At 60.2% G+C, this 11806-nt stretch carries 11 protein-coding genes and 1 pseudogene; 6 read left to right on the top strand and 6 right to left on the bottom strand.

What is annotated here, in order from left to right:
* Positions 1–141 precede the first annotated feature (141 nt).
* The gene (locus NA647_RS17530) at positions 142–528 is read left to right on the top strand and encodes a DUF4168 domain-containing protein (RefSeq protein ID WP_256058836.1); all 387 of its coding nucleotides are present in this window, start codon (positions 142–144) and stop codon (positions 526–528) included.
* Between the two features lie 243 nt (positions 529–771).
* Here the strand turns inward: NA647_RS17530 and NA647_RS17535 are convergent, their stop codons facing one another.
* Positions 772–1230 (bottom strand): DUF1456 family protein, encoded by a 459-nt coding sequence (locus tag NA647_RS17535; protein WP_256058837.1) that lies wholly within the window; start codon positions 1228–1230, stop codon positions 772–774.
* A gap of 325 nt (positions 1231–1555) precedes the next feature.
* On the opposite strand from NA647_RS17535, the gene NA647_RS17540 reads away from it, so the two are divergent.
* On the top strand, positions 1556–2287 hold the full coding sequence (locus NA647_RS17540; RefSeq protein WP_256058838.1) for a carbonic anhydrase: 732 nt from the start codon (positions 1556–1558) through the stop codon (positions 2285–2287).
* A 201-nt stretch (positions 2288–2488) separates the two neighbouring features.
* A complete protein-coding gene (locus NA647_RS17545; protein ID WP_256058839.1) occupies positions 2489–4108 on the top strand; it encodes an NAD(P)/FAD-dependent oxidoreductase in 1620 nt (539 codons plus the stop codon).
* Between the two features lie 33 nt (positions 4109–4141).
* On the opposite strand, the gene NA647_RS17550 is transcribed toward NA647_RS17545, so the two are convergent.
* Genes NA647_RS17550 through NA647_RS17560 form a run of 3 tightly spaced genes read right to left on the bottom strand, consistent with a single transcriptional unit; the run spans position 4142 to position 7002 of the window.
* The gene (locus NA647_RS17550; protein WP_256058840.1) at positions 4142–4867 is read right to left on the bottom strand and encodes a substrate-binding periplasmic protein; all 726 of its coding nucleotides are present in this window, start codon (positions 4865–4867) and stop codon (positions 4142–4144) included.
* A 22-nt stretch (positions 4868–4889) separates the two neighbouring features.
* Positions 4890–6233, bottom strand: a complete 1344-nt coding sequence (locus tag NA647_RS17555; protein WP_256058841.1) for a GGDEF domain-containing protein — start codon at positions 6231–6233, stop codon at positions 4890–4892.
* Position 6234: 1 nt separating this feature from the next.
* Positions 6235–7002 carry a substrate-binding periplasmic protein gene (locus tag NA647_RS17560; protein WP_256058842.1) on the bottom strand — a complete coding sequence of 256 codons (768 nt, stop codon included), beginning with the start codon at positions 7000–7002 and terminating at the stop codon, positions 6235–6237.
* Between the two features lie 344 nt (positions 7003–7346).
* On the opposite strand from NA647_RS17560, the gene NA647_RS17565 reads away from it, so the two are divergent.
* The 3 genes from NA647_RS17565 to NA647_RS17575 all read left to right on the top strand — a co-directional run bounded on the left by NA647_RS17565 (position 7347) and on the right by NA647_RS17575 (position 9806).
* Positions 7347–7793 (top strand): DUF2147 domain-containing protein, encoded by a 447-nt coding sequence (locus NA647_RS17565; protein WP_256058843.1) that lies wholly within the window; start codon positions 7347–7349, stop codon positions 7791–7793.
* Positions 7794–8134: 341 nt separating this feature from the next.
* Positions 8135–9337, top strand: a complete 1203-nt coding sequence (locus NA647_RS17570) for an MFS transporter (protein WP_256058844.1) — start codon at positions 8135–8137, stop codon at positions 9335–9337.
* 58 nt (positions 9338–9395) lie between these two features.
* On the top strand, positions 9396–9806 hold the full coding sequence (locus NA647_RS17575; RefSeq protein WP_256058845.1) for an autotransporter domain-containing protein: 411 nt from the start codon (positions 9396–9398) through the stop codon (positions 9804–9806).
* 131 nt (positions 9807–9937) lie between these two features.
* On the opposite strand, the gene NA647_RS17580 is transcribed toward NA647_RS17575, so the two are convergent.
* Positions 9938–10816, bottom strand: a complete 879-nt coding sequence (locus NA647_RS17580) for a prohibitin family protein (protein ID WP_256058847.1) — start codon at positions 10814–10816, stop codon at positions 9938–9940.
* A gap of 207 nt (positions 10817–11023) precedes the next feature.
* Positions 11024–11509, bottom strand: a pseudogene (locus NA647_RS17585) (transposase); the annotation flags it as partial.
* Positions 11510–11806 lie beyond the last annotated feature (297 nt).

Here is an 11806-nt window from a genome sequence, read left to right on the forward strand (position 1 = left end):
ATACAGAGCCGTCTCCGATGCGTCGATGCGAACAAGACGGCCGGCCAAAAAGCTTATAAATCAACTAGTTAACAATTGCGCTAAAGCTGGCACGGGTGATGCACCTTTCCTTGCGTCTTTCAGAAGCCAGGAATATCGAACATGACCAAGCTGAAAACCCGCCTTGTTTCCGCCAGCCTCGCCGCCCTGTTCATGGTCGCCGGTGCTTCCCAGGTGTCGGCGCAACAGGCCACCCAGGCCACACAGCCCGCCCCGGCCATACAGGCGTCGGACATCAGCGACCAGAAGCTGGAGAAGTTCGCCGATTCGCTGGCTGAAATCATGGAGATTCGCGAGGACTTCACCGCCAAGCTCGAGAAGACCGGTGACCCAGCCGAGGCCCAGCAGCTACAGCAAGAGGCCAACGAGAAGATGATGAGCAGCGTCGAGGATAACAACCTCAGCATCGAGGAATACAACGCCATCAACCAGGCCGTGCAGAGCGACCCGCAGTTGCGTGATCGTGTCATTGCGATGGTGCAGAACTAAGGGCTCATAGAGTCAACGGGCCCCGCCTACTACGGCGGGGCTTTTTTTTCGGCCCCGCAAAAGTCGTGGCGTGCAAGCCGTTCGGTCACTTCCCGCACAGCGCCAAGCCCTTGAAGAAGTTGCGCAGTGACGCAGGGTGAGCTTCAGCCCACCGTTAAGCAGATTGGTGGGCTAAAGCCCACCCTACAAAGCTATTGCCAGTGAGTTAGGGTGGGCCGAGCCGTTACGGCTTTGCTCGTTCTATCACTTACCGCGCAACGCCAGGCCCTTGAGGAAGTTACGCAGCAACTGGTCGCCGCAGACCCGGTAGTTGCTGTGCCCGGCCTTACGGAACAGCGCGCTGAGTTCCGGTTTGGAGACGGGAAAATCGGCCGCCTTGAGGATCGCGTGTATGTCGTCCTCCTTCAACTCGAAGGCCACACGCAGCTTCTTCAGCACCATGTTGTTGGTCACTGGCAACTCGATCGGCGGGGTTGGACGGCTCTCGTCCCTGCCGCGCTTGTGGATCACCAGGCCGTCGAGAAAATACGCCATGATCCGATCGCCGCAGGGCTTGTAGCCTGCCTCGTCTTCCTTCTTCAGATAAGCCACCGCCTCGGCATCGGGAAGCTCGCAGCCCGTGAGACGGGTGATCTCGGCGATCTTCGCGTCATCGACGTTGAGGATGTAGCGCAGGCTGCGCAACACATCGTTATTGACCATGGACGATCCTTACTTCGTTTGTATGAGCGAGCGCGGCGATGCGTGATTGCGCTGAATCCTGTGATCCAGGCAATGACAGTGGCGGCTCGGATGGGCGCGGAGTATAGGGGATAGCGCAAATGTTCAGGAAAGCGCCGCTCGAACGGCACTCGGTAAGGCGGCAAGCTGACGGCTGCAGCGCTCGTCCGTTTCCAGTGCGACGCCGTCAGATCGGTAACTCAACTTCGCATGCCAGCCGAGCAACCTTGGTTTGGCCTTGTCAGAGACCGAGCGCGCCCACGACCGTTCGGGGCTCGCATGCCCATAGATAAATTGGAGACCTGTCATGAAAAGAGCTGCATTGAGCCTTGGCGTACTGCTTGCGTGCGCCCACGCAGGCGCCGTTACGCCGGGTACTCATTGGGATTATTCCGGTGAGGCGGGGCCGGAGAACTGGGCCACGCTGACTCCGGAATTCGGCGCCTGTTCGGGCAAGAACCAGGCACCGGTCGATATCGACGGCCTCGTCGAGGCGGACCTCGCACCGCTGCGGCTGAACTACAAGGCCGGCACGAGCGAGGTGGTCAATACTGGGCATACCGTGCAGGTGGTCTACGCGCCCGGAAGCCAGCTGACACTCGACGGCAACGAATACGAACTGCTGCAGTTCCACTTCCACATGCCCAGCGAGAACCATATCAAGGGTCAGTCCTATCCACTCGAGGGCCATCTGGTGCACACCGACGACGAAGGCAATCTCGCTGTGATCGCCTTGATGTTCAAGGAAGGTGAGCAGAACGCCGCGCTGGCTCGTCTGTGGGATACACCGCCTAAAGCGGGCGAGACCCAGCCGATCGCCGCAATGATGAACGTCACCGAGCTGCTACCGACCGACCTGGATTACTACAGATTCAGCGGCTCGCTCACCACGCCACCTTGCACCGAGGGCGTGCGTTGGCTGGTATTGAAACAACCTGTCGTCGCATCCAAACAGCAGATCGAAGCGCTGAAAAACGCGGTAGGCCACGCTAATAACCGCCCGCTGCAACGACTCAATTCCCGGGTCGTGCTGCAATAACCCCCCGCAACGTCAAGCAGGTCGGGAACGGCGGGCGCGCTGCGGCATTGGTACGGCGTTCGGTTGCGCATGAATGACAGGCACAACCGGCGCGGCTAAACTGCGCGCCTTCCCTCGACCACGCCGATTCGCCTGCCTTGTATAGCCAGGGAATCGATCTGCCGTCGCCACCTCTGCCGGGGCCACCGGCCAGGACTCACCATGATTCGCATCAACGAACTGCAACTGCCGCTCGATCACCCCGCCGACGCCCTGCGCCACGCCATCGTGGCGCGACTGAAGATCAGCGATACCGATCTGCTCGACTTCGCCGTGTTCAAACGCAGCTACGACGCGCGCAAGAAGAACAGCGAAATCACCTTCGTCTACATCATCGATGCCAGCGTCGCGGACGAAGACAAGGTGCTCGGCCGCCTGGCTGACGACCGCAATATCCGAGTCTCGCCGGATACTGGCTATTACCCGGTCGGCCAGGCACCCGAGGGGCTGAACGAGCGGCCGCTGGTGATCGGCTTCGGCCCGTGCGGCCTGTTCGCCGCGCTGACGCTGGCGCAAATGGGCTTCAAACCGGTCGTACTGGAGCGCGGGCGCGACGTGCGCAGCCGCACCAAGGACACCTGGGCGCTGTGGCGCAAAAAGGTCCTGAGCCCGGAATCCAACGTGCAATTCGGCGAGGGCGGTGCGGGCCTGTTCTCCGATGGCAAGCTCTACAGCCAGATCAAGGATCCGAAATTCTACGGCCGCAAGGTCATGCACGAGTTCGTCCGCGCCGGCGCGCCGGAAGAAATCATGTTCGTCAGCAAGCCGCACATCGGCACCTTCCGCCTGACCGGCGTGGTTTCAACCATGCGTGAGGAAATCAAGACGTTGGGCGGTGAGGTGCGTTTCGACAGCCGTGTGGTCGACTTCATCATCGAGGACGGACGCATCCAGGGCGTGCGCATGGCTGGCGGCGAAGAGCTGCGCAGCCGCTACGTCGTGCTCGCCCTGGGGCATAGCTCGCGCGACACCTTTCGTGTGCTTCACGAGCGCGGCGTGTACCTGGAGGCCAAGCCCTTCGCCGTGGGCTTTCGTATCGAGCACCCACAATCGCTGATCGATAATGCGCGCCTGGGCAAGTACGCCGGGCATCCGGAATTGGGCGCCGCCGACTACAAGCTGGTCTACCACGCCAAGAATGGCCGGGCGGTCTACAGCTTCTGCATGTGCCCGGGCGGCACCGTGGTGGCGGCCACCTCCGAGCCCAACCGCGTGGTCACCAATGGCATGAGCCAATATTCGCGCAACGAGCGCAACGCCAACGCCGGTATCGTCGTCGGCATCAATCCGGACGAGGATTTTCCCGGCGGCCCGCTGGCTGGCGTCGAGTTGCAGGAGCAATTGGAATCCCGCGCCTTCGAGATGGGCGGCAATGACTACTGCGCACCGGGGCAACTGGTAGGCGACTTCATCCGCGGCAAGGCTTCGAGCGCGTTCGGCGAGGTCGAGCCGTCCTACAAGCCCGGCGTGCGCCTGGGCGACTTGGCACCGTCGCTGCCTGATTATGTGATCGAAGCCATTCGCGAAGCCCTGCCCGCTTTCGGCAAGCAGATCCGCGGCTTCGACCGCGCCGATGCCATCCTCACCGGCATCGAAACCCGCACCTCATCGCCCGTGCGGATCAAACGCGACAACGAATCCCTGCAAAGCATCAACACCCGCGGCCTGTACCCGGCCGGTGAAGGCGCCGGCTACGCCGGCGGCATCCTTTCCGCTGGCGTCGATGGCATCAAGGTTGCCGAAGCGGTGGCGACGGCGATGCTGGCCGATTTGCAGAGCTGAGAGAGCCTACGTGCAACCCGGGTTGGCATCGGCTCAGTGCGGGCCCGCCATGATGCGCGCGACCGCCCCTTCTGCCCGTAGGTGCTCGAAGGCCGCGTGGGTGCGCAACACAGTTTCATCATCTGTACGCCGGCTGTAGGCCATATAGAGTCGCGTTGACGCGTTGGGAGTAAAGACCTTTTCGACCATTCCTGGATCTACGCCGGCCTCGTTACATAGGGCGATTATGTCCTGCTCCGGCATGGGCACCAGGTCGACCTGGCCGTTGAGCAATCGCTTGAAGTTATCGCTGTTGTGGGCTGACACCACGATCTTGGTAAAGCCGTTGGCCTGCAGGTAATGGTGGCGTACATCCTCGCGCAGCACGCCGATCCGATACGCTTTCGCCACTTCCAGATCGGGTACCTGAATATCGTCCCTCGCCCTCATTTTGTAGAAGTGATATTCGATGCGCATGATCTCGCCGACCCAGCGAAACAGCGCCTCACGCTCCGATGTCCGTGCAATGAGATAAATCAGCACGCCCGGCTCCTGCAGCGCCATGTCATAGGCGCGCGCCCATGGATACAGGCCGATCTGATAGTCATGCAATCCCGCGCGCTGTAGCGTCGCCTCGACCACTTCGGACGCGGGGCCGGCTACCTTGCCATCCTGTAGATAGGTGTAAGCGGTGTCCTCGGTCACCACACGAAGGGTATCGGCATCCACCACCGGGCCGAGCAGTCCCAGCGAAAGGGCAATCCAGGCTGTCGTGCGCATCGTGTTTCGTCCTCGTCGGGGCTTAGTCGGATATCCGGTCGCGCCCCAGCGTCTTGGCCCGATAGAGGGCCTCATCCGCACGGCGCAGCAATTGATCGAAGTGGTCCATGGCGTCGGCATCGAAGCTGGCCAGTCCAATGCTCATGGTCACGTACGGCGACACGGGCGAGGCTTCATGCAACAGATTGCGCTCGGCCAATCGCTGCTGCAGACGCTGAGCGGCACGGCAGGCTGCATCGGCATCGACGCCCGGCAAAAGCACGACGAATTCCTCGCCGCCAAACCGCGCCACCACTTCACCGGCGCGAGCGAACACGGATTTGAGGGTATCGGCGACAGCTCGCAGGCAATGGTCACCCTGCGCATGGCCATAGTGGTCGTTGTAGCGCTTGAAAAAATCTACATCGCACATCATTACGGTCAACGGCTGGCCGAGGCGCAGGGCACGGCGAAACTCAACGTCCTTGATTTCATCGAAATGACGGCGATTAGCCAGGCCGGTGAGCGGATCACTCCGCGACAGCTCTTCCAGCAACACGTTGGCGGCACGCAACTCGACGGTCCGTTCCTCGACCAGTTCGGCCAGACGGTCGCGATGCGCAGCCAGGGCCAGCTCATCCTGATGCTGGCGTTCGAGGTAAGCGGAGAGTTTCGCCTGCAAGCCATTGACGCCAGCTTCGAGCAGGCTCAGTTCGTCCCGACGCTTGGCTGAGCGATCGAGCCGCAACGTCTGTTCCAGATTCGCGGGCGTCAACCTGGTCAGGTGGCGGGCAATCCTGCGCACGTGCAGCGTGACTGTTCTGTTGAACATCCACATGATCAGCCCGGCCAACAACAAGGACTGAATGACCTGGGTGACGACGATGCTGATGACCTCATCCAGCAGGCGCTTCCAGAGCACCCGCTCGTTACCTTCGAGCGTCAATTCGCCCACCGTTTCGCTAGCACCGGCGTAGGGTTCGTAGGTCAGGCTACGCTGCAGTTTGGGAATGCGGGGCGAGGCGGGGCCGTCCACCCTCTCGCGCCGCATGATCTCAGGCGCGCGGCCGGCGCGGATGATCTGCAATTCGACTCGTCCGACTAGAGCGACTTTGGCTACGCTGTCGAGCTGGGTTTCGAGCGCGTCACTGTCCATCTCCCAGATCGCCTTGGCCAGATTGCTTTGGAAGACTTGGTCGATGAGGATTAGCTCGGCGTTCATCGCGGCCAGGCTGGTTTGCCAAGCAGACCAAGTGCGCACACCGACGGTGGCAAAGGTAAACAGCAGGCAAAACCCTAGCGTTGCCAGCACCAGCCGGCGGCCGAGCGAGCCCACGGCGGCCGGAGGAGGAGCGGAATTGGCCGGGCTTGTTGGCGTAGCGCTCACGTCAGAGCCATTTTTTTGCAATCGCGTCATAACGCCCATCGGCGCGCACCTTGGCCAAGGCTTCGCGGAAGCGCTCGACTACCTCGTCCGACGTGCTTTGGCTGAAGGCCATGCACAGGCCATCGGCCCCGCCCAGATCGTCCAGTTCCAACTGAGCCACAGCCGTCTCGTCGGGATTGCCGCTGGCCTGGCGCACCAGATAATGCGCATTGAGATCGTTGGATATCCAAAGATCCACTCGCCCGGCCTTGAGCTTTTTGTAGTTGTGTTCGTATTTGTTGCTCGACTGCAGATTCTGGCCGATGACGAAGCCTCTATCGAGCAGATACTCCTCGCCAACGTCCTGCTTCACCGTTGCGATCTGATATCGACGCGCGTCGTCGAGATTTTTTAAGTGGAACTGTTTGCCCGGAAGCGAAAACAGGTGCCAGCGTGTCGGCGCAATCACACCGACCCACTTGAACAGCGCTTCACGTTGCGGAGTCCGGGCGATCGAATAGATCAGCACGTTTTCCGAGTTGAGCGCGATGTCGTACGCGCGCGCCCATGGCATCGACTGAATGTGTGCTTGTTCTCCGACCTCGTCCAGCACAGCCTGCACGACTTCGGTAGCCATGCCGGTCAATTTGCCGTCGACGGTCATGTTGTAGGGCGGTAGCTCTTCGGTGACGACAATAATGTCGGCGCCAGCGGAAGCTGGCTGGCTGCCGAGCAGCAATGCGAGCAACGACAAGGCAATACTCAGATGGCGAAACGATGGTCCACTCATCGAGTGACCTCCGGGACGAGGGCCGTCAGGCATCTATCACGCAAAGTAGCCATCATATTGGCATTATTCATAAAGCATTCAAGCTCTCCTTTTTTCGGCGTCGTGAGAACAGACTTGAACGCCCGCCTACATTTGGCGCATTCCGCCGACGGACGGCGGCGCAACGCTCGTCGGGCCATTAACGCAGTCGGTCATGGCCCCCTTGTGCTCATCTAGCGCTGGCTAATTTCAGGAACCGACGGTCTGGACAGTTCGAACAGAACCAAGCGAGGCAAGTTCGAAAAGCGCCGCGATTAAGGGGCCATGGTAGAGTCGCCGCCTTCGATCACGCCGCAGGAGAACCCATGCGCTCGCTGTTCACCGCACTATTGCTGGCATTGCCGCTAACCGCCACATCAATGTCCTTCGCCGCCGAATCGCCAGCCGGACGCTGGCAAACCATAGATGACGAAACCGGCAAGCCCAGGTCCATCGTCGAGATCCAGGAAGCCGCCGACGGCACGTTGAGCGGCAAGGTGGCGGAGATTCTGCAATCGGACCAAGGCCCCAACCCGCTGTGCAGCGCCTGCGAGGGCGAGCGCAAAGACCAGCCGATCACCGGCATGACCATTCTCTGGGGACTTAAGCCCGACGGCGAACGCGTCTGGAGCGACGGCAACATCCTCGATCCCGCCAAGGGCAAGACCTACCGTGCCAAGGTCACCGTGCTCGAAGGCGGCGAAAAGCTGGAAATGCGCGGCTACATTGGCATCGAAGCGCTGGGCCGCACCCAGACCTGGATTCGTCAGTAAGGCGGAAGCCCTCAAACCCAGCGGATCGCACGACGTTGGCCTGGTCGGCGCTGCACATCGAGGGACTGTTGCAGGAGTAACGCAACCGCGTTGATGTTGCTCCGAAGATTTAAAAGGGCTGGCGTTATCCGGCAAACACATCGGTCAACCGACCGCGAGGGCGCCGCCGCTGATGGCCGGTTGCTGTGTTGACGGGCCGGTTGCCCGTCACTATCGTTACCCGGCTGGTATGGGTTGATGCCTCGCGTCGCCGCGCAACGTCAATGACCCACTCACCACTCAATTTGGGATAACCGAAGGCACACAGCGCCCGAAACCCCTCACCGGGAATCGGAGCCGTCATGGATCTTCGCTTGTTTCTGCTATCGCTCACCACCTTCGCCGCTGGCGTGGCGGAGAGCGTTCTTATAGGTATTCTGCCGCCATTGGCCAGCGACCTCCGGGTATCGGTCAGCCTGGCCGGTCAGCTGACGACCCTCTTCTCCATCGCCTTTGCCATAGCCGTCCCGCTGGTCACCTGGCTGACCAGACGCTGGGAACGTCGCCGCCTGCTGGTAGCGGCACTGCTGATCTTCGCACTATTCAACGCTTTCGCCGCAATCAGTCCGAACTACTCCAGCTTGCTCCTGGCACGCATCGGCATGGCCGCCTGTTGCGGGCTGCTGATCGTGATGTCGACGCTGCTGGCATCGGAACTGGCGCCACCGGGGCAACAGGGGCGGGCCATCGGCATCATCTTCATGGGCATCAGCGCCTCGCTGGTATTCGGCGTGCCGTTAGGCGTACAGGTTACGAGCTGGTTCGGCTGGCGCTGGGTCTTCTTCGCCATTGCAATCTACTCGTTGCCTCTGAGCCTGCTCCTGTGGCGATACTTGCCCGACAGCCGCTCCAGCACCCTGCCAGGTCGCGCCGGCTACTTGAGACAGCTGAGCCACCGGCCGCTCTGGCTGGCGCAGGCCGTCTCGATTCTCCTGCTCGGCGGACACTTCACCTTATTCACCTATTTCACGCCGTACCTGGCAGCGATGCTTGGGATGACCGACGCCGCGGCGGTAAGCGGGCTGCTGTTGCTGATCGGCCTGGCAGCGCTGGGTGGCGGCTATCTGGGCGGCTGGCTGGCCGATCGCGTAGGCCCGCGCCTGACCCTCGTGCTTATTCCCGCAGCCTTCTGCCTGGCGCTGGCGGCCATTCCGCTGAGTTTGAATAGCGCCCTCTTCATCCCGAGCGTAATGCTCTGGAGCACCATCAGCTGGATGATTTCTCCGGCCGTGCAGAGCTTCCTGCTCCACAGCGACCCAGCCAGCGGCAGCGCCGGGGTCGCTGTGAACACCTCGGCGATGCATCTGGGTGTAGGCCTGGGTGCAGCAGTAGGCGGGCTGGTCGTAGCGCTTGCGGGCGTGGGCTGGACGCCTTGGGTCGGTCTTTGCCTGACGGTACTGGCAGTACTCTGCGCAATTGGCGCGGTTACTTACAGGAGGAATGCTGAATTGGACTCGTCCAATGTGCTGGCGCCGGCCTCACATTCGCAAACAGGCCCACACTGATCATGGTCTCGCCCATCAGGTGTCTATATTTCCTGCATACGGAACTGAAGGCGGAGCTATGTTGCAGGCAACAAAAAGCACCAGTGTTGGTCACGTGGCAGCCAAATTCGATGGCTACACCGAAACAGGCGGCGGTTTCCCGGTTCGTTGGGACAACCGCACCGAGCGGACCACTACCGGTCGCGTCGGCATGGACGCTGTACATACCCACAGCCCAACTGTCATCTTGCTAGCAAGACTCCAAGGCGTGCATCGGTTTGACGGTGGAAGCGACAGCGCACACGGCGAGCTTCCTGGCCTGTCGACCTTTGAACTTCCAGGCCAGGCGTATCGGCAGAACTGGTTACGGGCAGCGGTTGATGCGGAGGCCGCACTGGGTGGCGGCGTAGGCTCGGTCATGCTCAACCGAACCAGCGAGGGTGGAGATGCTGACTACTGGCTGGTACTGAACTACAAATGGTTGTTGTAAGCCTTTAGTGATAAAAACGCCCGGTCTTCGATCGGGCGTTTTTGTTTGCATCTTGGAGAAGGGCAGCCGGGGTACCGTCCGCCGGACTGCGGGCCGCTTGAGTCAGCTCAAGACGGACCGTCCGTTTGTAGTTAGTCGCGCTCGCTCACGAGCGCATCGATGAAGGGCAGAGCGCTGTTGGGTAGCACGGTGCTGGGAAGCTTGCCATCCCAACGCTCTGCTTTGGTCAGTTCGACGAGTGCCTGGTTTGCCTTGAGGGCATCAGCACGCGCCTTGATGGCATCGGCTTCAGCCTCACCGCGAAGGCGGGTGGCCTCGGCTTCGGCGCGCGCCCGGGCAAGCGACGAGTCAGCGGCAGCCTGCGCCTGGGTCACAGCGATTTCGGCGTTTACCCGCTCGCGTGCGAGATCCTGCTCGCGCGTTTTCACTGCCACCTCGGCTTTCATACGCTCCTCGATAGAGCGCTCGTACGCGTCGGAAAAGTCTATGTTCTCCAACTGAACGCTATCGATTACCACCGGCCCTGAGATGGCGTCAGTAAACGCCTTGGCGTAGTCGAGGCCAAGCTGTCCACGCTCTTGAACTGCACGTACTGCGGTGTACCCACCAAAAACCCGCTCGGCCTGAGTACCGATCTGTCGGCTGATGAGCCGCTCTACCAGCACCTGTTCGCTGCCGAATTGCTTATAAACGCGCTCGACGTCATCGGGCGAGACATGCCACGAAACCGAAATCGACATGGAGGCCGTTTGCTGGTCGCGACTATAGGCTTGGACGTTTTTGTAGGTAGTCGTCTGGTTCTGCACCGAGATGATCTTGACGCTATCGATCCAAGGAATCTTGAAGCCAAGACCCGGCTCGGCGACTGAAACAAACGCACCGTTACGCAGCACCACGCCGCGCTCTTTTTCGTCGATGGTATACCAACTGCTCATGACGCTGACGATGGCCAGCAGGCCGATGGCGACCACTACTACCAGTCCGGATAGCAGGGGGATACGCGTACTCATAGTGTTGAGGTCTTTCACGGGCAAATCCTTTTGGCTCCTAGGGGGCGCAGGATTATAGGAACTTGCGACGGAGGAGAACGCGAGCGGGTTCGCGGTCTAGCGCGCAGGATTTGGATATGCCATGAGGTCCTGGTTAGGCGCCCATCACGAAGAAAGCGCCCTAACGCGCGAAAATAAATCTGTCCCCTTTTCTTTCCATAACCCTTGGAAGCAAGGACCGGTATCCAACCATCCTGCCGCTTCGTCAGCTTCTATGCGATTGAGATAGCTAGACCAGCGGTAGTCGCTCGGGTCGGCCACCATCCGTGCCCGGACTGGGTTCAGTTCGATATAGCGAGCGCATGCAAGCAGGTAGGCGTCGGTCTGCACGACGCTTGATTTATAACGACTTTCCCAAAGTGTGCCTGAGCGGCCTTCCAACCGATTGCGATACCTTGTGGCTCGTGCGGCGAGCGCCTTCATCAACTGACCAAGCCCCGCTACCGACTCACCCGGAGCCAACAGCAAGTGAACATGGTTCGTCATCAAACAGTAGGCGTAAACCTTGACACCAAAGGCGTCTTTCAACTCGCGTAGATCCGCCAAGTACCGCTGGTAGTCTTCATCAGCCGCGAATACAACCTGCCGGTTGTGGCCTCGCTGGACGACATGGTGCGGATAATTTGGCAGAACAAGACGACCCATCCTGGGCATAGTACTCTCTCCATTCTTTGGAAAAGACGTCAGGTTAGCGAAGACACATGAGGCGATCTGAAGCATCTCTCACAAACAGGCCGGAAAATAAATCTGTCCCCTTTTCTGTTCTTTACTCCTTTTTCCCAACTAAGAAATCACATCAAGACGACCACAGGAACACCGAATCAAATCTCCTACACTAATATCTCCAGGCAAAACATCATCTAATTCAATGACAACTGAACCAACCACTACCAACCGCTTTTTGAGGTCAATCACTTCAGCCAAAAACTCATGAGCAAAACTCTCACCTAA

Source organism: Stutzerimonas stutzeri (assembly GCF_024448985.1).
GTDB classification, from domain to species: domain Bacteria; phylum Pseudomonadota; class Gammaproteobacteria; order Pseudomonadales; family Pseudomonadaceae; genus Stutzerimonas; species Stutzerimonas stutzeri_AP.